The sequence below is a fragment of the Acidobacteriota bacterium genome, from assembly GCA_029861955.1.
Lineage (GTDB): Bacteria > Acidobacteriota > Polarisedimenticolia > Polarisedimenticolales > Polarisedimenticolaceae > JAOTYK01.
In genome coordinates, this window is the sequence record JAOTYK010000020.1 from 26,282 (window position 1) to 51,342 (window position 25,061).

Below are 25,061 nucleotides of genomic sequence, written 5' to 3' on the forward strand. Positions count from 1 at the left end.
GGTAACGTGAATACCTCCCGACTCTCATGGATGTTGATGGCCGGCTTGCTCTGCGGAAGTCTTGCCCTGGGGAACTCGCTGAGCCGAGGCACGACAGCGCCGGACGCGCAATGGTCCGAGCCGCGAGCGAAGCCCACACTCTCCGCCGTGTTGACACTTTCGGATCAACCCGAAGAAGTACTTCGCGGATGGGCGGGACAGACAGCCAGTGCACCGGGTAGAAGCGTCGATTCCATCGGTCGCGGAAAACCCATCGTCGCGTTCGTCTACTTCACGGGTTGCCGTGCAGACGCCAGCGGTCTTTGCAACGCATCGGCCGACTTCACGATTCTCAGACCCGATGGAAGCGTCTACGAGAGCTTCAGCGATCGAGACCTCTGGAAGGGGAAGCCCGCACCGCCAGGCGGAACGTTACGACTGTCCGCGGAGTACGTCGGAGTGATCATCGAGCCCGACGATCCACTGGGCCGGTACGAGGTGCGCGTATCCGTCCACGATCTGAATGACGGGACGACGCTTGAACTGAAGCAGGCGTTCACGGCCACCGGCAGATAAAGAAAAGGGCCGGCGGATGAAGCATCCAGCCGGCCCTCTTCAGTTTTGCAAGCGAACTAGAACTTGAAGATACCGCCTACGGACATCATGTCCATGTCTTCAAATGTGTCGAACGTCTCATACTCTGCTCGGATATGGACCGAGTCCGTGACCTTGAAGCTGACACCCGCACCGTAGGCCAGCTCGGTCTCGCTAGTGGATGCGGTGATCGTCCCCAGCAACGGGTCCGTGAGGGTCGCGTCAAGATCAAGGAATGCGTAACCGGCCTTCGCAAACATCGAGAACCGCATACCCATCGGAAGGCGGGCAACCCCGAACACGTCCATCGACGACGCATCGAGGCCGATCTGCGTTACGCCGACGGTCTCATTGATACTGCCGAGGTCTCGATAACTTCCCTCGACCGCGAGAAACTTCATGAAGGCGTAGCCGCCGACAAGTTTCCAGCTCGACTCTTCAGCCGAGGCACCGGCCGACGTCGCATCAGACTGACCCAGACTTGCACCTATATATGCTTCGGCCGAGGCGGCCGACGTCAGCAGCAACAAGCAGGCCGCCAACATGACAAGCTTCTTCATCACAGTACCTCCAACAAGAGTGTCTCTTGCCCTCGAGTTAATTAGAATCCGTTGCCGTTAAACCTTGGTTCGTGGGCCGGAAGAGGCAAGAAGCGTCGAAAAGGACCGGATTTAGAGGCCACCGCAGGACGCGGCGCAGGGGTCGGTGGTCGTCTGTGGGTGGCAGGAGGCGAGGGCATCCGGTCGCTCCCCACAGGCCCCGTCCCGCCCGTAGCTTCCCTCGGCCGTACCCAGGACGGGTACGATCAGGAAGAACTCGCCGGCCGGCGCCCCGACAGGGATCGATGTCGTCGTCCCACTGATATCGCAACTCTCGATCGTGAGGGAGTTGTAGCCGACGGACAGATCGCCTCGGTAGACACCGTATCGATCGCCACCGCCGCAATCTTCGCCCCAGGTGAGTTGGAGTGCCGACCCGATCTTTTCGACTTGCAGCGTATCGACGCGACCCGGTACGCCTGACGTCAGCGTCCCAGTCAATGCAACGCTCAGCGTCTGGCTGTTGGCGTAGGTGACGTCCAGTGTGGCCAAGGCCCCTTCCGCGACGCCGTTGTGCTCGACGACGATTCCGTGGTCGGTCGCCGTGCGAATGAGAAAGGGGTTGGCAACATCGGTCACAATCGAGAAGTCGTCCGCATCGCTTCCACCGAGATCGACACTATTGACGAATACACCCTCGTTCCCGGCGGAATGTGTCAGAACGATAGTCGACGGTGTCACGCTACTAACCGTGGCGGCGATCGGACCCGAGAGTTCACCCGCGACACTCGCAACACCGACAGGTAGGTCGACGTTGTAGACCTCCATGTTCCGCTGGTTGCCGCCACCCTGATTGGGTGATCCTGCGGTGACATAGACACCCTGACCCGAGACGACCGCCTGGGTGCCATGACGCGCGTAGTTGAGAGACGCACGCGTGCTCCAGGTGTCCGCGCCGGGGTCGAACCCCTCGACGGTCGTATACGCCTGACCATTGCCCTCACCGCCGATCACCAGAATCTCGCCGGCGAAGGCCGCAACGGCGGACGCGGCACGCGGCGTGGGCAGATTGCTCATCGCGCCGAGTCGGGACCAGCTACTCGTGTTGAAATCGTAGACGTCGATTTCGGCAATCAGCGGCGCGAACGTGCCACCGGGTCCGCCGGAGAGCCGCCCGCCGATGGCATAGAGCTTGTCACCGAAAACGCTGGCGTGGAAGTGATCGCGCGCTCCAGGCGCGTCGGCCAATGGCGTCCACGTTCCGGAGTGCGGATCGAACTCGTCGAACCAGGCGACATACCCGCCATTGTGACCGATCGTGTTGCCGGCGACGACATAGAACTTGTCGTTGTGGATCACAAGACCGGTGGAGCCGCGTCGTCGCCCCACGGGGATCGACGGACCTTGCATCCACAGATCGCGCGCGGGGTCGAAGACCCAGATGTCGTCGGCTGGACTCTCGCTCGGGAAGCTGTTGGTCTTGAACGCCCCGATGACCCAGATCAGTCCGTCGTATTCCGTAGCCTGAAAGTGATTGAAGGGGATCGGCGCAGAGGCACTCGTGCTCCAACTGTCGGCTCCATAGTCGTAGGTGTCCAGGGTCTGTGCGTTCTCGCGGCCGCCAAATAGGTAAAACCGTTGTCCGGCCTGAACGAACGAACACTCGTGTCGTGCGGTGTAGCTCTCGTCTTCGCTCTTGTCGATCCAAACGGGACTACCGCCCATCAGAAGATGGCCCGTGAGACCAAGAATCAACGCGGTCAGGGGCATGATGCGATAGCCAGGTCGATGCCGGCATCGCGGGAGCCCTGCTGTCCGGGCGACGACCCGTCATAGGTGCCGTCGCCGGCGCAGTTGGTTCCGCGGATCAGATACCAGAATCCGTTCCCTGAGGCCGGAGCTGCTAACTCCAAAGCAGACGTTCCGGGGACACTGTCGCCCAGACAATCGGTCGTGGCGGAGCCGAAGTCACCGCCTCCGTTGCGAAGAAGCGTGAGGTCTCCGCGAACGATGTCGTGCTGGAATGCCCCGGGCGCCGCAGTCCAGCTGAGGGCCGTGCCACCGGGCTGACCTGCCAGGGTCAGCGTCGTGGCGTCTCCCGGAACCGCGACCGAACAGGTCAGGATCTCGATCCCCTTGATGGCCGGGTTCTGAACCACGTGCTGAAACTCAATCTGCAACCCATCGCCGTCGGTGACATCTACGATCGCCGAGCGAACAACCGCCGCACCGCTGCCGCCTGCGGATGCGACTTGATCGAAGTCATCGAAGATCAGCTGTCCTTCGATCAGAATATCGAACAAACGCTCTCCGACCTGGGTCGAGCCGGTCCAGGAATTGGAGAACAGAAGGTTCACGACGTAGTTGCCGTCGGTCGCATCGAAATCGTATAGAAGCTCCGGGGCGGCCGCGTCGTCCCAGCGCTCCGACTGCAGGATCGCTTCCGTGGCGGTATCGCCGTCGCAGCCGGGTCCGAAGATCGAGTCCAGATTCGCGATTGGGCAACCGTTGGCCAGATTACAACTGGAAGCATTTCCTGTATTGAAACCGAAGTCCGCGATCCAGGTGTCACCGTTGCAATCAACCTGGGTGCCGGAGCCGCCGGCACCGACACTGGAGTTGATTCGTATCGCCTGGCTGGTCGTCCCGTCGATGGCCACACTGCCGAAACAGAGATTCCGCGGATCACCCAGGCAGGGATCGCCGGCGTCGTCGATGCCGTCGTTGTCGTCATCTGCAGGGATCGGGACACACGCTCCGACCATACAGGTCTGGAATGGTGGGCAGGCCAGTGGCCCATCGGTGACGCACTGCCCGAGCCCATCACAAGAATCAACGGTGCAGGAGTTTCCATCGGCATCGCAGCTTACGAGGGATGAGTCGGCCGAAGTTTCGCAGAATCCGCCGTTACACTGATCGACGGTACAGACATTGGCGTCATTGCAATCAACATCCACCACGCACTCGATACCGGCCGGCCCTGCCGTGACCTCGAAGAAGTCCCAGGTCGCGCCGAACGGTACACCGGATCCGACCGACGTCGAGATCAGCCCGATCGCCAGGCCCTGATCGTCGAGAGGATTTAGCCAACTCGCGGGGATCGCCAGGGGAGGTCCCAGGTCAATCAATGGGCCCGCATCGACGGAGACCGTCGGCTGGACCGTCAGCGCCGTCGGGTCAACGGTGAAGTAGAGATCGATGAAGATCGAATTCAGCACGTCGCCCACCACACCGACATCGAACGTCGAGGTCGCGTCGACCCCGCCGATCTCGGAGGTGACGGCCAGGCCTCCGGCGCCGCTCTGTGCATCGAAGACGACCTTGACGTAGTTGTCCTGATCGCCGGTTCCGACGAACAATCCGAAGGACTGCGAGTTGATCGGGACCGACGGGGATCCGCCGACCTGAAAGTACGGTGACAGGAGGCGGGTCTGGATCGAGAAGGTGCTGCTGTTGGTATCGACATCGATTCCCAACTGGAAACCGTTGTCCTGGTCGTTGGACGATCCAATCGCGTCGCCGGAGGTTGCCGCTTCCACGGTAAACAGTCCCGCCGCGCCCCCTGCCGCAAGCACCAACTCGTCGTACTGGTCGAGATAGTCCGTGGCCCCGTTGATCATCAGCCCCGTGAATCCCAGGCCGAAGAATCCGCTACCGGGGTCCGCGTTGAAGAACGGGTAGTGGACCGGTAGCGCCGTCGTCGTACCGTTGTCGGCGTCGATCGCGAACGGATCGTCTACGTCCAGGATGCCGTCATTGTCATCGTCGGGGTCATTGAGGTCCGATTCGGAATCGCCGTCGTTGTCGTTGGGCTTGCTCCCCCCGGAGCATGGATCGGTACCGTTGTCGATCTCGTCGGCGTTGTCGAAGCCGTCAAAGTCTTCGTCCAGACTATCGTCATAGTCGCCGCTGCAATTGTTGAAGTCGACGGGCTCAAAAACGACCACCGAGTCCGCCCCATAAACGGCGGCCCACACCGTGCCGGGGAAAGGATCGCCGTCGCCCTGTGCGGTGACATCCAGTGGCTGGCCACCGAAGCCCGTGAACAACGCCGTCTCCGGTACCAGCAGGTCATCTCCCATTGCGTTAAGCTGGAACCGATAGATGTTTCCGTTAAACGATGCAGAGAGAAGATCGCCCTGCATCACACCGGAAAAGTTCGTCGCCGTGTATTCGGTGATCCCGTTGGTCGAGGCGCCGATCACAGCCAGGGAGTTATCGTCCACGCCGGGTTGTTGGTAGTCACACTGGATCGAATTCCCCGTCCCAAGCGGGACCGGTGGAACCGGAAAATCGAGCTGCCAGTCGTACTGTTCGACTAGTGTCCAGGTGCCTTCGATGTTCTCGTAGATGTAAAGACCGGAGTCCTCCGGGTTGGCTCTCGTCGGATGCGGATGGCCGCCGTAGTAACCCGGGCCAGATACGTAGTGCAGTCCGTCACCGTAAGTTGAACTGCCGGTCTCGTTCGTTTGGTTGGTACAGGTTGATGTGCCTTCACCGACGGGTATACCGCCCCAACCACCGTTGGGACCATTGTCTACCGTGTACAGCTTTCCCGCCTGCGTAAGAACGACGTCGTACGGATTGCGAAAACCGGGTGCGTAGACCTGGACCGGTCCACCGGGAACGATGATCGCCTGATTCCGCCCGTCGCTTCCACCGAACGGATCTTCCGGTTCGGGATCCCCGGGGCGCAGCGGGTCATCCAATGTCGGGAGGTCGTACTTGTAGCTCTGGCCCTCTCCGTCAACCAGTGTCGGTAACGCCTCGATGACGTTAAGATCGATCGAGAGAATTGCGGCCGACAACGCGTACTCCGGTGTCTGCGCAAAGTTGTTGCTGGGCGCGCCCATGTTGTTGTGGCCACCCATTGCCAGATAGAGAATCCCTGTCGACGAATCGAGATCGATTCCATTGGTGGCATGGTTTTCTTCGGAGCGGGGGAGACCGCGAACCAGGTGAACCCGATCCCAGCTAGTCCCGTTCCACGTCAGTCGACTGAGGACACCGGAGTTGGTATCCAGGTTGGAGTCGTTTCCACCACCCCCGGCTCCGATCCGTGGATCGGACGACGTGACATAGAGCACCGGGTTGGTCGGAGTGCCCGCCGTCATCAACCCCGTCACCTGACGGTTGGTCAGGGTGCTGCCTCCGCCATCGTCGTTGTGGTTCAGAGTACTCTGGATGTCGGCGATCGTCTCGGTGGCGGTCACCTGATAGCTGCTGGGGCCGACTCGCGAGATCGTGTAGGCATGGATCAATCCGTTCTGTTGCGAGACGTAGAGTCGCCCATCGGGTCCGAACTCGATCGATGTCGGATTGTTGACTGTGGCCCCGGACAGACCGCTGGAGGAGAAACTGATCTGCGCCAGCGCGCCCGGAATGCTAAGGGCCAGACAGAGAAAACCCACGAACCCGATCACGGCCCGACACGCGTGGCGCCTGATCATCTGGTTCCCCCCCTGTTTTGATTCTTCGGTGGAACTTACGGTCAATTAGCGGAGTTGGCAGCGCCGAATGGAGCGGGTCACGGGATGTAGACGTTCTTGTCCCCGAATCGCTTCCGATCGCTCTCGATCTTCGCCAGAATCAGATCGCGACGCTTCATGATCGCCTTGATGCGGGTCCTGTCCAGGAGTCCATCCAGTTCGGTCAGGAGCGTCTCGTCGCTGAGGTTCTTGAGTCGTTCGTGAACCCGGCGTGGCAACCATACCGTCACATCCATGAACGTCTTCGGCAGTTTCTTCGATTGACGAAACGCGCGGGAATGATCGATCAGGTACAGCTCCCAATCGTGGGTCCACAGCAGGTTGCCACGATTGCGGTCCGTGTTGAAGATCAACGCATCGAAGAGATTTAGCATCGACTCGCCCTGAGTGATGAGACTCGGATCCTCCGGCTTCAGATCGTGAGCAATCCGATGTTCCTCCGTGATGCAGTCCTCGATCCACTCGATCACCGCCCCCTCGTCCGTTCCGATCTTTCGGTGAACGGCCACCGGGACCATGTTCATGCCGAGCAGCTGATCGAGAACATAGGCCGCCCGCTCATACCGGTAACTATCGGTAAAGTTGAACTCCACCTTGTCGGAGAACTTCTTGATTCCGCGTTCCTCGATCTCGACGGTCTTCTGAGCCGCCGACAGGCTGACGCCATCCCACTCGAGACGTAGCTTGTTTGCGCCGGTGACGCCGACGCCGATCGGTCGGCTTTCGACAACGTCTCCGTTCAACAACGCCTGCTCGAGCCAGCCCTGATCGGGTCGGGACATCGTCGTCGCTCGACCGATGTAGATCGCTCGTGTTCCACCCTGCGGCGTGATCTCAAGAGTCGAGACTTGCCCGTCGTAGGCCGGCCCGGCGCCCGTGTCGATCGCAAAGACCCGATCGCTGAAACGGCCGTCGATGAGACCGTCGGGTGTTACCGAGTGGCCGACTACAATCCGCTTAGCCCCAACCGCATCGAGGATCTTCGTGACCGTCTCTTCGTAGGCACCCTGTGCCTCCAGGGCCAGGCGCCGATCCCAGACCGGGCCGTCGCCACGGAAGATAGCGGCCTCTCGCAACGAGAGGAATCCTTCGACGAGCTCCTTCCTTGCGGCGCCGCGACTTGAGGCACTCTCCAACCAGGCGCTAGCCGTCTTCCATGCATCCCCGTATGGCACCAGTGCGTGGACGATCCCTCCCGCGGCCAACTGCTTCCGTAGATCGAGATATCGGCGAAGATCCCGCCGCATGTTCTCGTTCAGTGCGTCCACGCCGGTCGTCGCATCGCGGAGGCTGAGTCCCCCGTGGAGGAAGACGCTATCCAGGATCTGTGCAACGAGACGCTTTGATGAGAGCCACGCCCCGTACCGACCCTCCGGCGAGAACGCCCGACGATGGGCAAACCACCCTGCGGGGAAGTCGCTCTCGAACTTCGCGCGTTGCTCCTTCTCGGCCAGTCTCTGAACAGCTGGCAGGGTTCGGAAACTCTGGAATCCGGCGTCGCGCTCGGCCGTGGTCTCTTCGGCGGCGAAGGCGGTGAATTCACCCTCCCGGACATAGCGAAGATCACCGACGATGTTCATGATCTCGTGATTGCCGAGAAGAACGACGAGTCGCCCGGCAGCCTGCTCCTCGAGTTTCATCAGGAGATCCAGTACCTCCCGAGAACGCTCGCCTCGATCCACATAGTCACCTGTCTGCACGAGACACGATTGCCCCCCCGTCCAATTGCGGTCGCTATCGATCAGACCGATTTCCTGCAGGATCGAGATGTGCGCGTCGACCCCACCGTGAATGTCTCCGATCGCGAACACACGATCGCAATCCGGTTCGTCCGCAACGACAGCGGCAGACCACCAGACGAGCACCAGGAGAAGAAGCAACACGACACGTCGGGTCATCACTTGGCCTCCGAGAGAAACTGGCGAAAGAGCGCCTTGACGATTTCGATGTCATTGGCGAGGAGGTCAAAGAAATCTTCGACATCGATGGAGAGCAGCAGAGTGTCCGTCTGGGCGACGGCACCGACGGTCCGCAGCCGACCCGTCAGAACATCACGAATATCCAGTGTCTGGAGCGGCAAGGCTTCGCTCACTCCCGACGGGCCGCGCAACTCGACCGTGCCCCGCACGATGCAGTGCAGACACTCGGCCGGTTGATTAGCCTCGATGATCGTGACTCCGGATTCCACCGAGCGTTCCGTTGCGATCGACGCGATACGCAGAACCTGCTCTGCCTTGCAGAACGCAAATAGATGGGCGCTCTGCAGAAATACGACCTTTTCGATCTGGGTAAGCTCCGGCACGGTGGGTTCTTTCTGGTTAGCTATCAGGCTCTGCGCGACGGGTAATCCATTGCGCAGTCTCCCTGAGAAGTGGCGATGTCTGATTCTTTAAATGCAATTCAATCGCCGGATAGAGTGCCGACAGGCCCTCGCAGTGCACCGTATACATCGCGGCGACCGCCAGGGACTCGCCATCGGCACTTCTGGCCACCGGATGCTCGATCATCTTGCGAAGAGTGTCAACACGAGAGGGCGTCGATCCGACCCTGTCCTCGGTCGGTTCATCGCCGATGACAGAGAAGATGATGCGGCGCAGCGGGCGTTCGAGAGCGTTCTCCAGGAACTCCAACGCCTGCGCACGACTTGACCTGGCGGGACTGATGACGCCGCGATGGGCAGCCTTGATATCGGCGGCCGGGTGGATCAAAGCCAGGAGCCCGAAAATGTTCCGAACGCTATCCGCCATTCTCTCGGTGAGGAGTCGCCCCAACAGGTTGGGACCGTCGTCACCGTTGATGTGAAACAGTGGACCGTGAAACGATCCTCCCTTGTGGATCTGCAGCGAACACAGATCCGTGAGGCTCACTCGGTATCGTTCGGCCTCGTCCCGGACGGCAGCGACGACCGGCTGCCGGTCGTCGCGGGAGAGATCCTCCCGGGTCACGGAACTCAGAGCCTCGACGATCTTCCGTCTCAGGAAGACATCATCGAGGATCGGCAGACTGTTGATCAACGACACCCGAGCTCGCGGCGAGGGGATGAGGGCGATCGTCTTCGGCAGCGCACGACGAACCCACAGAGATTCGTCGCGGTCCTCCATGAAATGGATCAGCGTCGGAAGGACCGATTCGCCGAACGACACCAGGGCCGAGCGACTGACATGCTTGAGCCGTCGATCCTGTAAGAGCGAGACCAGAATCGGCGGGAAGACCTGAACGAAACCACTTCGTTCTACGATGTGACGCGCAGCGAGGATGGCAGCGCGAGCCACCCGCCGGTCGCGGTCGTAGAGGAGACGCACATGTTGCGGGCGGAATCGCTCGCCGTGGACCCCTCCGATCGCCCGTGCCCCCTCGACGCGAATGATGGGGTCCGCGTCGTCGGCCAACGTATCAATGATGACGCTGGCTCGCTCTCGAAGATCATCATCCCCGTCGTTGTACGCGCAGACGGCGGAAGCCGCGCGGACGCTCGCTTCGGAATCCCGCAGATGGATGCTTGCGATCTCGCTGGCGCCTTTCTGGGTCAACGCTCCGAGAGTACGAATCGCCCGGGCTCGCACCTGCGGCGAGTCATCGCCAAGACGTTGCTCGACCTGACTGACGGCGTCGGTCCGCCTCGATTTCGCCAGTGCGTCAAGCGTCGCAAGCCGGACGTCGACATCGTCGTGGAGTAGCAGCAGCGGCATTACGAGGTTCCCGCGGTCATTGGCACCGAGAATCTCGATACTGTGTTGAACCTGACGTGGGTCGGTGCTGGCAAGTGACTGGGTGAGAACCTGAAGCGTCGTTCCGTCCGACACATCAATCGGCAGCGCGGTATCGATCGCTCGTCGCTTCAGGCAATCTCTGAACAGAGTCACGTACTCTCGGCGCGTGCTTACGATGACGATCAACCAGATTACGATCAACACCAGACTGATCCAACCCGCACCGACGACCGTGACGACACCGAGGGTGACCGGCAGAAGTAGGATCCCGCCCAACGCCTTGCCGGAACGCTGGACGAAGACGTCGATATAGGCTTTTGCCTTGACCCGGTCAGCGGCCGGAACAGGGAGAAAGAGCAGCTCGCGGGTTGTCTGGTCCAGAGAGTAACGGATGCCCGCCTCGCCAATCTTGAGAAGTCGGCAAACAGTGAGCATCGCCGCCGGAAGCAAGCTGGCGGCAACGAACAGTCCGGCAGTCCCAAGGGCAAGCGTCACCGGAAGAATTCCCATGGCAACGCCGAGACCGAGTCGCCGGTGGATTCTGGCGGCAAACAGGAGTTGCACGATCAGCGCCACCGAGCCCATCAGCGTGTAGAAGTTGCCGTATCCTCCCGTCAATGCTCCCAGACGATTGGCCTCGTCAAGATCTGCGGTGGCCACGTCCATCGCCCAGTTGAACTGCAGGTCCACCACACTGGCGACGACGATTGTCAGCAACATGATCGCGGAGATCAGACGTAGATGTCTGGACCCGAGAACCACGGACATGCCGCCGCGGGCTTGCTCGAACTTGGCAGCGACCGAGTTGCTCTGGGGCACGTCGGATTCAGGTCGAAAGCGGTGTTGAAGCCACAGCACCAGACCGGCGGTCATGATCAGGAATGCCGCTGCTACCAGTAACGCGAACCGCGTATCCACGAGGCGTGTCGCGACTCGGGCAAACTGACCACCGACGACCCCACCCAGGAGACCACCGGCACCGATGAAACCAAAGAGTCTCTTGGCCTGTCGTGGATCGAGAACATGATGTGAGTAAGACCAGAACTGGCTGACGTTCAAGACGTAAACGATCGAGATCCAGACATAGAACGCCACCCGGATCCACGCGGCGTCGTACCCGTACAACCACCAGAATCCGACCATGGTTGCCGCGACGATGACCGATGTCGAAGCGACGAGCGTCTGACGCTGGACTCGGTCGGCAACTCGACCATAGACGTACAAGATCGGTATTGTCGCGAGGGCCAGGATCACGTAGACGAGCGGAAGTTGTTCCGCGCCGAGCTGATCGATGAATGTCGCCTGGCGAACACTCTTGCTGACGTACTGGAAGGTGATGATCAGAAAAAAATACGCAAACAGGGTGACCGCGATCGCGCCCTCGCCGGGCCGCATCTCGACACCAAATCCGCGCACCAGTTTCCGGAAACTCTTTGATAGACGCCCGCGCATCGGGCGATGATAGCAGGGATCAACTCTTCCGATTGGAGGCGTTGCCGGCGTGCAACCAGGTGCCGTCGATCTCCTTCACCAACATGATCCAGGCCCACTGGCTGTCGAACGTCTCGCCGCTGGCCTTCTCCGTTCCGACGGCACGAACCTCGACGGCAATCCAGCCGATGCCGTCGCCGGCAGAGAACTCGATCTGCGGCTCGGTGAGATCGTGATAACCGGTGTAATCGAGCGCGTCGAAGACCGAGCTGAAACGCTCTTTCGTCTCCTCGGGAGTCGTAGTCGTGAGCTCGCCTCGACCGGCGATGACGTTTTGCGCGGTCATGAGGCTACCCATCAAATCCGCATCACCGAGGCAATGCGCAAGAAGCAACGTTCGGTGCAGTCGGTAAATCTGGACCCGGTCGAGGTCGGGCGCCGGAAGCTGATCGTAGAACCAGTCGGCGGTCTCGGTTGCCAGTTCGATCTTGGTGTATGTGTAGTCGAAGGTCTGTTGGCCGTCATAGATCTGAACGAGGTAGGGGAGGTTCTTATTATCGAGCTCCCGCCAATCGGAAAACCGCATCTCGACACGCATCCCGTCCGGCGCTTCGAGAAGTAATCCGGCCGGACTCGACACACTCTCTCCCTCGATGAGGTGCAGCAGACCGCCATGGGGGTAGTCTCCGGTTAGACCCGAACGCTCGGCGTCGTTGAACCGAATAGTCTCCGTGGGACGGACGTTCTCGACCTGTTGTTCGAAGTGCAGTAGCAACGCATGCACCTGATGTCCCATCGCGAACCCGCCATGGAACGCCTCGCCGGGACTAGCCGTTCCGTCGGTGCTGGTCCAGGCGACCGGCCCCTCGACGGCGACCACCGACAGCTCATCGCCCAGAAAACGGATCGCGGCCCCACCGGCCGAGTGGAAGACGGTCTCGGTCTTGTAGTCGGTGCCGTCGGAGACGTGAACGTCGGCGGCGGTCCTGATCGCGTCGGTCGAGCAGGCGTCGGAGGCGCTGCTGAGTGAACCAACAAGAAAGAGACCGAAGGCGACGCAGAGAGCCAGATGTTCTTGCTTCACGATTGGATTCCTAACCTTTCTTTTTCCGTTCAAGCTCCGCGCGCTCGTCGGCATTCGCCTTGAGGTACTCGTGATCCGCATCGACTAGCGACTCCAGTAGTTCCTGTGCCTCGTCGTACAACACTTCCGCCTGCGCGTAGCGCCCATTGTCACGCATCACGTTGGCCAGGTTGTACAGCGTAACTCCGATCATCGGACTGCGCTCCGACGGCGTGTCTCGCCAGGTGGCGATCGTGTCGACAAGGAGAGGTTCCGCCAGCTCCGGCCGACCGGTCGTGCGATAGATCTCGACCAGGTTCATTAGTGAGTTCAGAGTCTTGGGATGCAGTACACCCATGGTGTTCTGTTTGCTCTTCAGAACCGAGACGAGAAGCGGCTCGGCCTTCTCCGGTTGCCCCGATGCGCCGTACATGTAGGCCAGATTTCCTGCCCAGCTGAGCGTGTCGGGATGGTCGGAGCGGCCAAGTTTCTCTTGTCGTGCGAGAACGTCGAGCCAGACGGGCTCTGCCTTATCGAACAGACTCTGCCGCGCGTAGAGGATCGCGAGTCCGTTGAGCGCGCCAAGCGTTTCAGAGTGATCGGGTCCGAGGATTCGTTCGTTGGCCTCAACCGACTGGATCATGAGAGGCTCGGCCCCGGCCAGATTCCCCTGTCTTCGCTGAGATTCTCCAAGGTTGTAGAGCGGGTAGAGGGTCCCCGGGTGATCGTCACCGAAGACCCGGCGGAAGGTCTCGAGCGCTTCATTTAGTAGCGTGTCTGCCTCTTCAAATCGGCCTTGCCTTATGTATAACTGACCCAGGTTGTTCATCGAGTTCAACGTCTGTTCGTACTCGTTCCCGAATACCTGTCGTTCGGACGCAAGCGTCGATTCCAGTAGGGCCTCCGCTTCGTCGAGCCGTCCGGCTTGAAGATAGAAAGAGCCGAGATTCCCCTGCGTCATTAACGTGTCGACATTTTCCGCTCCCAGAACGCGTTGCTGAGACTCCAGAACCTCGCGCATCATCGCTTCCGCGTTATCCCACTCACCCTGTCGGCCGAGGACCTGACCGAGGGTCGAGGTCGCGCGCAGTGTCTCTTCGTGTTCCGACCCACGCAGCGTCGTAAGGTGATCGACCGCCTCCTCGAGAAGCGGGACCGACCGATCCAACAAGCCTAGCTGGAAGTACAGCTCACCCATCGTGGCCATCAAGGTCGCCTGCACTTCCGGTTGACTGCCCAGTTCCGACGAGATCCGCGCCCGCGCCTGGTCCAGCAGTTCACGGGCGGTGACGCTATTTCCTCGGGCAACCGACGGATGGGACACGTCGAAGACACCCACCATGAATTGGGAAACCTCACGGTGCGTCGATTCCGCCTCCAGGGCGCGTCCGAGATTTCGCTGAGAGTTTCCGTACAGGACAGTCATGGCGATCGTGACACCGATCAAACCCACCAGAATCAACACCGCCATCGCCGCCGATAGCTTGTGCCTCAGGATCCACTTGCGGAGTTGGTAGACCGCACTCGGGGGCCGGGCAAGGACGGGTTCGTTGCGCAGATGACGACCAAGGTCGGCGGCCAGTTCCGCAGGCGAGCTGTACCGCTGGTCCCGATCCTTCTCCAACGCCTTCAACGTGATCACGTCGAGATCGCCGGACACCAGCCGCTGGAGGGCCGAGGCGTCCAATCGCCTCAGGTTGGCCGGATCGATCGCCTTGGCGCCGGCCTCACTGATTCGCGTACTGGGACGCGAAGGACGATCCTCCCGGACCCGGCGAAGTACCTCTCCGAGGGCCGCCTCGCGAAGCTCCTCCCGCTCCAGTGGGAGGAAGCCAGTGATCAGGTTGTAGAGCAACACACCGAGCGAGTAGACGTCCGATCGCGTGTCGACGTCGATCAGTTTCAGCTCGGCCTGTTCGGGACTCATGTATTCGGGTGTACCGATCAGGACACCAATCTCCGTAAACAGCGAACGCTCTGTCAATCGCAGTTCGATCGCCTTGGCGACACCGAAGTCGATGACCTTGCAGAGCGGTTTGCCGTCCTGCTCTGCCACGAGGACGTTCGAGGGCTTGATGTCGCGGTGGATCACGCCCTTCTGATGGGCATGCTGGATCGCGTCACAGACCTGAACAAACAGATCCAGTCGTGCGGGCAGTGCGAGACGATGGCGATCGCAATAGTCCGTGATCGGCTCGCCCTCGATGTAATCCATCGCGAAGTACGGAAGTCCGGCATCGGTCTTCCCGGCCTCGAGGACCCGGGCGATCGACGGATGGTCCATGAGCGCCAGCGCCTGGCGCTCGACCTCGAAGCGCGCAACGACCTGCTCGGTATCCATGCCGTGCTTGATGACCTTGATGGCGACCTGGCGCGAAACCGGTTCCGATTGTTGCGCAAGATAGACGCGGCCCATCCCGCCCTCGCCGAGGAGTCGGATGATCCGGTAGGGCCCGATCATGGTGTTCTCTTCGAGTTCCGTTTGATTCGAATCCGCCGATCTCGGGAGCTCCACATCCGGAGTATCGAGTGCGAGTTGCATCAAACAGGTGGGGCAGTCGGCGGACTCCTTGGGGATGGGCCCGCCACAGTTAGGACACTGGTACTCGCTTTCCATCCGTGTTTCCTCTCCAGGAGTCTAGTTGAGGGTCGCGTCCCCACCTAAGTCAACATCTCTCATGACGCAGGGCCTCGTCTTTTGCACCTATATACCCACGTTTCAGGGTAGACGGGGCTTCTGTTCAAAGACGAATCCCGACGTCCGCGAGGACCCGCCGACGGGCCGCAACGATCATGCTACGATCCGACCATGAGACTAACTCTAGAGGGAGCCCGGATCATGAAGAAGTCAATGATAATGCTGTTCATGCTTGTCTGTCTGGTTGCGTTTGGTTGTGGTTCTGGTGACGACGCCGGATCGATAGGAGACGCTGCGGACGCCGTCAAGGATGCCGCCACCGACGCCGTCGATGACGCCGCCGATATGGCCGAGGGAGCCGTGGACGAAGCCACCGAAGAGATGGCGGACAGCCCGGTCAAGAAGTGCCTGGAACTTGCCGCTGCCCAGAGCTGGGAAGATGCGCTCGCCGCTTGTAAGGAAGCTGCAGAAGAGATGCCCGATGACATGAGTGTCAAAGCGGCTCTTGCGCAGGCCGAAAAGGCTGTGAGCAGTCACTGAGTTGAGGATCCGCGACCGACAGTCGGTCGCGGATCGCCTCGGCGGCAATTTCACTCCCGCGTTCGTTGATATGGCCGTCGGAATTGAAGTGTACCCAAGCCGCTTCGTCGTCTGACTCGCGGCCCGCGATGTGCCGCTCGTACGGCTCCTCCAGAAAGACCGTGTCGATCGCTCCTCGATCCACGATCTCCCGCAAGCGTCGCGAAGCCTCGCCGCGTTCGACGTGCTCCAGTCGCCCCAGACCGGCCTCCCAGATATCCGCGAACATTCGATCGCCGGTCGGTATGACGACCAGCAAGAACCGGCGCCCATCGCTCTCGACCTGATCCCTGAACGTCGTTAGAAGTGCCTCCGTAAGACGCCAGGCGCGCTCGACATCCTTGCGACCCTCCGTCGAGTAGGCGTACTGACGACGAGGTGGACCCAGCACCCGGGACTTCTTGCGAAGGTTCGCCTTCAGGATACGAAAGCTGTGCTTCTGCCAGACGTAAAAGCGGCTGTTGCGGCCGAGCCATGCCGAGTACGGGTTGATGCGTGCCGAGAGTGCGCGTTGACGCAACCGACCCTCGGAATCCAACTCCATGTAGATGCGAGGGCTGCTGCTCAACTCGTGAGAGTTGTCCGATAGGTCGTTCCCGTCGAAGAACGCCAGAACGACGATATCGGGGTCATAGCGAGAGGCGATCTTTTGATAGACAACCATCTCCTGAGCCGTGCTTCCACCAGAGACGCCATAGTTGAACACCTCCCACCGTCGATGGGTGTCCCCATCCTCCAGCAAGGTCTCCAATCTGGAAACGAGGGTCTGCTCTTCCGGCGTCGCGATGGCGGCGATATGAGAATCGCCGATTACGGCGACGCGGCAGGTGTTCTCCGGCTTCAGGGGCTCCCGATCCGGCCCGCGGAAGCCGTCTCGATTGAAGCGTAGGGCCACGACGCGATCGCCCTCGGGAACGAATCGCTCGGTCTCGTGATTCCGGCGATAGCGATTGCCGATCTCGCGATCGCGGACCCGAATCGGCGGGCCGATGTCCGAAAGTAGACGAGTCGCGACCTCGGCCAGCAACAGCATGATCGTGAGCGAGCCGGCAAGAAGCAGCGCGATTTGCGCCACGCGACGCAGGCGACTGCGGAACGATCGACGGGCAGGGGCTGACTTGGCGTCGCTCACGGCGCAAGTCTACAGGAGAGACCCGACAACGATCTTGGAACCCGCAAAACTGTCCCACTAGCCGATGACCGTTCCGCTGGAAGCGTTACCCGCCCGGAGACGCGAGAGGAACCCTGAGTCCACCGTCGTGCCGATCCGTGGCAGGTCCAGAATCAGCGGTGTCTTGTCCGTGTCCCGCCCGTCCCGCTGCGCCTCCACGAGTCCCGCGACGAGCTCTCCCAGAATCGGCGCCGTCTTGAACGAAGAACCGCTGGATCCGATGCAGACGAAGTAGCCCGGAAGATCCGTCCGGTCCACGATCGGGTACCAGTCCTTGACTGTCACATCGTAGAGTGCACCCAGGCCACGAGCCGGCCCGTACGCGACCTCGGGAAAGCGCTTCATCAGCCGCCAGCACTGTCGCTCGCGATAGAGATCGGACGTTCCGTGATCGAAGTCGTCGGGGTCGTCGATCCACTCGGGTTCGTCACACGCGGGCTCCGTCGAGCCGACGAGAACATCCTTGCCGCCACTTTCCGGTCTGAAGTAGATCCCACCGTCCAGGTCACCGACGATGGGGAGCGCCGCCTCGTCCCCGCTGGCGGCGAGCGGGTTTCGCAGGACGTGTACCTCTCGTCGTAGTGCCCGTGTCTCCAGCGGCAATGTGACACCGGCCATCCGATTGACATGGCCCGAGTGCGGGCCGGCGATATTCAGGACCACATCGGATTCGTGTCGCTTTCCGTCACTGGATGTGACGGAGAACGCCCCCTCCGATGTGCGCTCGATGGCGGTCACCTCGGTGTTCAATACGAACCGGACGCCCTCCCGCTCTCCCGCCATACGAAGGTTCAACGTGGCCACGCCGGGAGAGACGACGTAGCCGGCATCCTCCTCGAAGACCGCACCCTCGAGCCGTCGTCCCGTCTCGTCGAAGAACCTGTCGTCATCGGTGGGTTTTGCCGGGTGGTTCGATTGGGTCGCCAGGAACGGGAAACGGGCGCCGATGTCATCGGGCGACAGAAGCTCGACCGCGACACCGACACGTTTCATCGCGGCAATCGTCTGGTGGACCGATTCATCGATCTTGGGCGGGATGAACATCATCCCCGGACGGATGAATCGCGCCAGGTCGTCGTCGATGGGACCCAGAAAGTTCTGCCAGTCGGCCCATATCGATGCGGACTCGTGGGCCATGGCGATCATGCCTGGCTGTGAGTAGAAGCGACGGACGATTCCGCAGGATGAGGAAGTCGAGCCATGACCGGCATCGCCGTTCTTGTCCAGAACCACGACATCCCAGCCGCGGCGCTGCAGCTGGAACGCCACCGAACAGCCGATCACGCCGGCACCGATAATGAGCGCTCTCATGATCTGACCTCCGCCTCTCAGCTTAGCGCACCGTCAGACGGAACCGGGAGTGGAACTTGGTGTCCAACCATCAACCACAGTAAAATGGAAGCGTCTATTGGAGCTCATGAACTCAATCCCGGGAGTCCTCGATGACCAAAACTATCGCAATCCGTCGCGCACTGGCCGTCTTCGCGTGTTGTTCCTGTTTGTTCTTGACCCACGCCGGCGACTGGACTCAGTGGCGCGGCGCGGCGAGAGACGGTCGCGCCGCAGAGACGGGGCTCTTGCAGACCTGGCCCGAGAATGGACCGGAACTTACTCAGAAGATTGCGGGGCTGGGTTCGGGTTACTCCAGCGTCGCCGTGGTTGGCGACCGCGTCTACACGTTGGGAGATCTGGCCGATGGGCAACATGCGATGGCCATCGACACGGCCAGCGGCAAGATCCTCTGGAAGACTCTCGTAGGACCGATCCACGAGGACAAGTACATCGGGTCCCGCTCGACACCGACCGTCGTTGACGACCGTCTGTATCTGGTGACCACCGAGTCCGATGTCTTCTGCCTGGGAACGACCGATGGTTCGATCCAGTGGAAGCGAAATCTTGTCAAGGAGTTCGGCGGATCACTGATGAAGGCGATGGGGCAGTACGACTGGAAGTACGCCGAATCCCCGCTGGTCGACAATGGTCGGGTCATCGTCACTCCCGGCGGCAGCGATGCCCTCGTCGTCGCACTGAACGCGAAGACCGGCGAGGAGCTCTGGCGAACGCCCGCCGGCACGTTCGGCGAGAGGGGAGCCGATGGAGCGGGTTACTCGTCCGCCGTGATCTCGGAGGCCGGCGGTGTTCGACAGTACGTCCAGCTTGTCGGCCGCGGTGTGATCGGGATCGAGGCCGATAGCGGTAAGGCGCTCTGGCGATACAACCGCGTGGCCAACGACATCGCGAATATCCCAACTCCGATCATCGACGGCGACCATGTGTTTGCCTCGACGGGCTATGGCACCGGGTCGGCACTCTTGAAGATCGGAGAGAACGAGGGGGCGTGGTCCGCCGATGAGGTCTACTTCCTCGAGGCGGATACGCTTCAAAACCATCACGGGGGTCTCATCCTCGATGGCGGTACGATCTTCACCGGAACCGGGCACAACAAGGGTTTCCCCATCGCCGTGGATCTGAAGTCCGGCGATGTGAAATGGGGGCCCGCAAGAAACGAAGGAAGTCGCTCCGCTGCGATCGCTTTCGCCGACGGCCGTCTCTATCTTCGTTACGAGAACGGGCTGATGGTGCTGGTCGAGGCGACTGCGGATGCGTACAGGGAACATGGTTCGTTCATGATTCCCGACGTTCGTCAGTTCAGCTGGTCGCATCCCGTGATCGCCAATGGAAAGCTCTACCTGCGTGAGCAGGACAACCTGTTCATCTACGACATCAGGAAAAAACCCACCGCGTCCGCGGCCACCCTGAAAGACCAGGTTTGGCAAACCGAGGTCGCGTTTGCAAAGACGATGTCCGATCGAGATCACGATGCGTTTGCGTCGTTCCTTGCGGACGAGGCGATCTTCTTCGTCAACCAACGAATACTGCGTGGGAGCGACGCGGTTCAGGCGGCCTGGAAGCCGCTCTACGAGGGTCCTGACGCGCCGTTCTCGTGGAAGCCGGAGTTGGTCGAGGTGCTGGACTCCGGAGACCTGGCCCACAGCTCGGGCCCGGTCATCGATGCGAGCGGCACCGTCATCGGCAGCTTCAATTCGATCTGGCGACGAGAGTCGACCGACACCTGGAAGGTTGTCTTCGATAAGGGCTGCAACGCCCCACAGTCACCCGTAGTAGAGAACGAGGCAGGTGACAAGTAAGAGCAGGATCCAGAGCATCGAGGTGCTGGTGGCCCACGACCGAGCAACGGCGCCCGCCGGACCGTAGTGCCTCTCGACACTCGAGAGGGTTCCTTCGACGCGGGCCGTTACCATCGCCGACATCGAACGCTGCGTGTGACTTACGACCCGGGCGATACCGCGCACCATGGCGGGCAGCCACTTGCGGTAGACAATATCGGTGTCCAGGTTGACGGATGGAATCTCGCGCGGGTAGAGACCGGTTCGTTGCAGCGCCCAGAACGCCAGAATCGCGAAAAAGAGCAGCTGTAGCTGGGGAACAACGTGCGCGACGGTGAACGGATTGTAGGGCGCGTAATCCACCGGGAACGGCAAGATGCTGTAGAGCGGTGTTGCGTTGACTCCGATGAATACACACAAGACCGCAGTCGCGCCCATCGCCACCAACATGTTCCAGGGTGCTTCCTTGCAACGAATCCCGGAATCGTGGGAGAAGAATGCGAAATACGGGATCTTGATTCCCGAGTGCTCCAGTACGCCTGTCGAGGCGAACAACAGGAGCATCGAGGCCAGCAAGAGATGGTTTTCGCCGACGGCCGTCAGCGTTAATGATTTCGCCACGAACCCGCTAAACAGCGGAAAACCCGAGATCGAAGCGGCCCCGACGATGCAGAAGACGGTCGTAAACGGCATCGATCGATAAAGCCCCCCCAGCTTGGACGCCTCAACGGTCCCCGTGCGATGCAGGACCGCACCCATCGACATGAACAGCAACGACTTGTAAAGCAGGTGGACGAACGCGTGCGCCACCGTACCGTTGAGGGCCATGTTCGACCCGACACCGATCCCGACGACCATGAACCCCAGCTGGTTGTTGAGGCTATACGCCAGCACGCGTCGCAGGTTGTTTTCGATGACGGCGTAGAAGATCGGGAAGATCGTCATCGTCACTCCGACCCAGATCAGCGCGTCCATGCCGTGGAAGCCACGGGCTAGTGCGTAGATCGCAAGCTTGGTCGTAAACGAGCTGAGGAAGACCGTTCCGGTGATCGTCGCCTCGGGGTAGGCGTCCTGCAACCAGTTGTGCAGGAACGGGAACGCACACTTGATCCCGAATGCCACCAGGATCAGGTTGGTTCCCAGGGTGCCGGGTCCCAGATGATCGAACGCAAGCGAGCCCGTCGCCCGAAAGTGAAAGACGGCGCCGGCGAGCAACAGCACTCCTGACGTCACATGAATGATCAGGTAGCGGAGTCCCGCACGATACGATCGCTCACTGCGGCTGGCCCAGATGAGGAAGACCGACGAGATGGCGGTCAGTTCCCAGAAGACGAACAACGTGATCAGATCGCCGGCAAACGCTGCGGCGATCGCGGCCCCCGCATAGACGAGGCCTGCAACGTGCTGGACGCTGTCGCGGACATGGAGCGAGTAGATAACGCTGAGGAGCAGGACGATGTGGAAGATCAGGCCAAATATCAGGCTGAGTCCGTCGATACGAACCGGCGTAAGTGGGTGATCGAAGAGAACGACGGTGAGATAGGGACCCGGAGTTACCGACCACAACGAAAGCAGATGCAAGAGGCTGACAACCGGAAGCGCAACGAGATACAGCTGCTGGAGTCGACCACGGAACAGCGGAACGAGAAACGCTCCCAGAATCAGGATCGACGCCGGCGGGAGGCTATCGATCATAGTAATCCTCGTCACGCATCAGAAGTTTGCGCAACTGCTTGCCAACCAACACGAGACCGAAGAACGTGGTGAAGCCGAAGAGGGCGTGGAAGCCGAAGATGTTCTCGAAGCTGAAGTGGCCGTGCTTATGGTAAAAGAAATCCGCACCGAGCACGACGACACAGACAGCAAACAACAGCCAGAGGATTCGATTCACCGGGTCACTCCCGTGGCTTGATGAATCTCCAGACGAAGCGATCGGTTTTGTCTCGGTTGATCGCATCGTCGGCAAAAATATTCCAGTCTCGCGTGTCGTCCGGGTTGCTCAGAAGATCCGATTCGCCATCGAGTACGAACCCTGCGGCGAGGATCTCCGCCATGACCAACTCGGCGTCGACTCGGTGTAACCCCTCGCGCGGATCGACCGCGTCGCGATCTCCCGACCCCGCTTCCGCATGATGGTCGATGACGCCGAAGATGCCGCCGGGCACCAGAGCGTCATGAACTCTTCGAAGAAACTCGGCTCGATCATTCTTGTCGCCGTCGGGGGTCGGAAGCCAGTACAGGTCGTGATAGAAACGGACGAAGACCGCAGCATCGAGGCCTGCGGGTAATTCAAGTTCATCCAACTCGGCATCGAGTCGTGTGATGTTGTGAACCCCGGCGGCCTCCAGTCGCGCGATGCGCTGACTCAGCGGCTTCTCCGCAAACCGCGTGAGAACGAAGTTGTTGTTCTGCGCGATGACGGATCCACTCGAGCCCACAGCCGACGAAAGCAGTTCCGTGTAGTAACCCTTCGCGGCCTGTAGGTCGACGACGCTCATGCCGTCCACGATTCCGAAGAACTTGAGGACCTCAATCGGCTTCCGGTCGGCGTCGCGAGCCAGGTCGTCCTTCGGTCGCGAATCAGCTCCGGACGCCAGTCCCACGCCAAGAATGAGTAGCAGCAACAGTAGAGGCGTTCGCATGTCGTGGGCTCCCGTTTAGAAGCCACAAAATACCACGTTGTATCGGTGCCGGGTAACGAATCAGGGGCAACTACGTACGGTGCGAGCCGCGCCTCCACTTGTCATGCCCCCATCCCCATGGCCACATAGATTCGTGGCACGGGTGAGGTAGTAGCGAATCGAGCCGGGTAGAGCCGGATCCATATCCACGGTCTGAGTATCGACGCCGGCGGACTCGAGGCAGCTAGCGGCTCCAAGAAAGTCGTCGGCGACCGATGTCGCAATCGTATCGAAGGTCCAGGAGAGAGACCCCGGCAGCGGCGGAGCGCCCCACTCGAGGGTCGCTGGATTCGATGCCGTCATCACGAGCGAGCCCGTCGCTTGCGGAAGACTCCAAGCCTGGTCGTCGAGTGGAAGACAGTCCTGGGAATCGATCGTGCCGTCGTTGTCGTCATCGGGGTCGGCGAAATCCGCGACGCCATCGCCGTCGGCGTCGGGTCCCGTGGTGACCAACAGGACCTGATTGGGATTCACGTTGGTTCGTTGCGTCGTGGTGCCATCGGGCCATTCGACGGTGACCTGATCGACGATCAGAACGTCCCCGACTCCGAAAAACGCCTCCGCCGGTTCCTGGCCGAGGAAACTACTACCCGCGCTGATCAACCGCATCATCTGCTGGCTGCCGACGGTAATCCGAACCACCGCGCCGATCGCTCGATGATTGGTTCCCGACATCCGTGGTTGGACCACAAGATACTTGTTGGACGCCGCCAGCGTGCTCTGGTTGTCCAGGAGTCGGAGATCGGCGGGTGCCGGACCACCCGGCGCGCAGGTCTGCAGTAGATCGAGATCGCCGTCACGATCGTGATCGAACGCCACCAGGGCGCTGCCCCAGAAGGCATCGTTGAAACCGCTGGTTGCCGAGACATCGGTGAACGCCAGTGGGGTTGTTGCCGAGTTCAGGAAAACCCGCGACGTATCCGAGACAAACGACCCCTGGTCGTACCCGTTGGTCGCGACCAGGTCGAGCCAACCATCGTTGTCCACATCGACGGCCGTCGTGCCCCAGCCCCAGCCGCCATCGTCCACACCCAGAGACGCGGCAATCTCGGTGAATGCCAGGGTCCCGACGGTGGAATCGTTGCGAAGGAACACGTTGTGAAGACCGTTGATCTTGATGTTGGTCACGTAGATGTCGAGGTCGCCGTCATTGTCCCAGTCCGCCAGACTCACCCCCATGTCGTTCATGTCGTTGTCGGCGCCGGCGCTGACCGCCTGATCGGTGAAGTTTCCATTGCCGTCGTTGATCCAGAGTCGATTTGTGGTGAAGTCGATCGCCGAGTAGATGTCCTGCGAACCGTCCCCATCGAAATCATGGATCATCGCCTGCCAGTGCCCGGCAAAGAACTGGGAAATACCGGAGCTGGCGGTCACGTCGGTGAACCCACCCATCCCATTGTTTCTCATAAGAACGGTCGGTCCTTCCCATTCACGAAACAGAAGGTCGAGAAAGCCGTCGCCGTCGAAGTCTCCCGCACTCACGCCCGCCGAGTGGCTATCCGGATCGACGGGAAACAGTCCCACCAATCCCGAGCCGGTGGTTACATCGGCAAACGATGCGTCGGACACCTGGCGGTACAGCCGAATGCGTTTCGTCGTCGCACATTCGTCCGGCAACTTCCAGCAGTCGGCGGTGACGACGAGGTCGAGGAGATGATCGCCGTCGTAGTCGACCCACAGCGCAGACCGGCTGCTGGCAGTGGAGTCGAGACCTGCGGCGAAGCCGATCTCCTCGTAGATGCCCGGTCCTAGGTTCCGATAGAGCTGATCGGCGACTCCCGCCGCGGAGGGAACGAAGATGTCGATGTCGCCGTCGTTATCGAAGTCCGCGGCGGCAATGCCGCCGCCCTGTCCCTCTTCCTGAGTGTAGCTGCCGATGCCGCGGAGGCCACCGACCTCGGTGAAATCCGCCTCGGCATGGGCCACCGTGATAAGCGCACCCAAGATCAAATAGCAGGTACACACACCCAGCCGCCGTTGCCGGCGGAGGCGTCTTTCCATGGTCTCTCCCCCCCAGGGACACCCGATTGCCTTATCTGTATAAGGTAAGCGAAAACGC

General features: G+C 60.7%; 17 protein-coding genes. 3 read left to right on the forward strand and 14 right to left on the reverse strand.

Translation table 11 applies throughout. The annotated features are described in order from the left end of the window. Positions 1-6: 6 nt before the first annotated feature. Positions 7-555 (forward strand): hypothetical protein, encoded by a 549-nt coding sequence (locus OES25_11195; protein ID MDH3628203.1) that lies wholly within the window; start codon positions 7-9, stop codon positions 553-555. A 56-nt stretch (positions 556-611) separates the two neighbouring features. Here OES25_11195 and OES25_11200 read toward each other — a convergent pair whose 3' ends face one another. From OES25_11200 to OES25_11235, 8 genes are all read right to left on the reverse strand, one after another. Continuing rightward, positions 612-1,133, reverse strand: coding sequence for an outer membrane beta-barrel protein (locus tag OES25_11200; protein ID MDH3628204.1), 522 nt, complete (start codon positions 1,131-1,133; stop codon positions 612-614). Between the two features lie 111 nt (positions 1,134-1,244). Beyond that, positions 1,245-2,882, reverse strand: coding sequence for a hypothetical protein (locus OES25_11205; protein MDH3628205.1), 1,638 nt, complete (start codon positions 2,880-2,882; stop codon positions 1,245-1,247). Further along, positions 2,873-6,562: a malectin domain-containing carbohydrate-binding protein gene (locus OES25_11210; protein MDH3628206.1), complete on the reverse strand. Its 3,690-nt coding sequence runs from the start codon at positions 6,560-6,562 to the stop codon at positions 2,873-2,875. The genes OES25_11205 and OES25_11210 overlap by 10 nt, the downstream gene beginning before the upstream one ends. 77 nt (positions 6,563-6,639) lie before the next feature. Further along, complete coding sequence (locus OES25_11215; GenBank protein MDH3628207.1) at positions 6,640-8,499, reverse strand: metallophosphoesterase; 1,860 nt, start codon at positions 8,497-8,499, stop codon at positions 6,640-6,642. Beyond that, positions 8,499-8,903: a cyclic nucleotide-binding domain-containing protein gene (locus OES25_11220; protein ID MDH3628208.1), complete on the reverse strand. Its 405-nt coding sequence runs from the start codon at positions 8,901-8,903 to the stop codon at positions 8,499-8,501. Before OES25_11220 ends, OES25_11215 begins: the two co-directional genes overlap by 1 nt. Positions 8,904-8,919: 16 nt before the next feature. Next, positions 8,920-11,763: a HEAT repeat domain-containing protein gene (locus OES25_11225; protein ID MDH3628209.1), complete on the reverse strand. Its 2,844-nt coding sequence runs from the start codon at positions 11,761-11,763 to the stop codon at positions 8,920-8,922. Between the two features lie 19 nt (positions 11,764-11,782). Next, the gene (locus OES25_11230; protein ID MDH3628210.1) at positions 11,783-12,826 is read right to left on the reverse strand and encodes a hypothetical protein; all 1,044 of its coding nucleotides are present in this window, start codon (positions 12,824-12,826) and stop codon (positions 11,783-11,785) included. Positions 12,827-12,836: 10 nt separating this feature from the next. Next, positions 12,837-15,422 carry a serine/threonine-protein kinase gene (locus tag OES25_11235; protein MDH3628211.1) on the reverse strand — a complete coding sequence of 862 codons (2,586 nt, stop codon included), beginning with the start codon at positions 15,420-15,422 and terminating at the stop codon, positions 12,837-12,839. A gap of 222 nt (positions 15,423-15,644) precedes the next feature. Between OES25_11235 and OES25_11240 the strand changes: the two genes are divergently transcribed. Further along, positions 15,645-15,983, forward strand: coding sequence for a hypothetical protein (locus tag OES25_11240; protein MDH3628212.1), 339 nt, complete (start codon positions 15,645-15,647; stop codon positions 15,981-15,983). On the opposite strand, the gene OES25_11245 is transcribed toward OES25_11240, so the two are convergent. After that, positions 15,937-17,154, reverse strand: a complete 1,218-nt coding sequence (locus OES25_11245; GenBank protein ID MDH3628213.1) for an SGNH/GDSL hydrolase family protein — start codon at positions 17,152-17,154, stop codon at positions 15,937-15,939. The genes OES25_11240 and OES25_11245 overlap by 47 nt on opposite strands. Positions 17,155-17,211: 57 nt before the next feature. After that, on the reverse strand, positions 17,212-18,504 hold the full coding sequence (locus OES25_11250) for an FAD-binding oxidoreductase (protein ID MDH3628214.1): 1,293 nt from the start codon (positions 18,502-18,504) through the stop codon (positions 17,212-17,214). Between the two features lie 131 nt (positions 18,505-18,635). Here OES25_11250 and OES25_11255 point away from each other — a divergent pair, with 131 nt between their 5' ends. Then, positions 18,636-20,342 (forward strand): PQQ-binding-like beta-propeller repeat protein, encoded by a 1,707-nt coding sequence (locus OES25_11255; protein MDH3628215.1) that lies wholly within the window; start codon positions 18,636-18,638, stop codon positions 20,340-20,342. Here the strand turns inward: OES25_11255 and OES25_11260 are convergent. The 4 genes from OES25_11260 to OES25_11275 are packed head-to-tail and all read right to left on the reverse strand — an operon-like array spanning position 20,307 to position 25,003. Further along, positions 20,307-22,016, reverse strand: a complete 1,710-nt coding sequence (locus OES25_11260) for a Na(+)/H(+) antiporter subunit D (protein ID MDH3628216.1) — start codon at positions 22,014-22,016, stop codon at positions 20,307-20,309. The genes OES25_11255 and OES25_11260 overlap by 36 nt on opposite strands. After that, complete coding sequence (locus OES25_11265; protein ID MDH3628217.1) at positions 22,006-22,212, reverse strand: hypothetical protein; 207 nt, start codon at positions 22,210-22,212, stop codon at positions 22,006-22,008. The genes OES25_11260 and OES25_11265 overlap by 11 nt, the downstream gene beginning before the upstream one ends. 4 nt (positions 22,213-22,216) lie before the next feature. Then, positions 22,217-22,963, reverse strand: coding sequence for an SAM-dependent methyltransferase (locus OES25_11270; protein ID MDH3628218.1), 747 nt, complete (start codon positions 22,961-22,963; stop codon positions 22,217-22,219). Positions 22,964-23,023: 60 nt separating this feature from the next. After that, complete coding sequence (locus tag OES25_11275) at positions 23,024-25,003, reverse strand: CRTAC1 family protein (protein ID MDH3628219.1); 1,980 nt, start codon at positions 25,001-25,003, stop codon at positions 23,024-23,026. Positions 25,004-25,061: the final 58 nt, after the last annotated feature.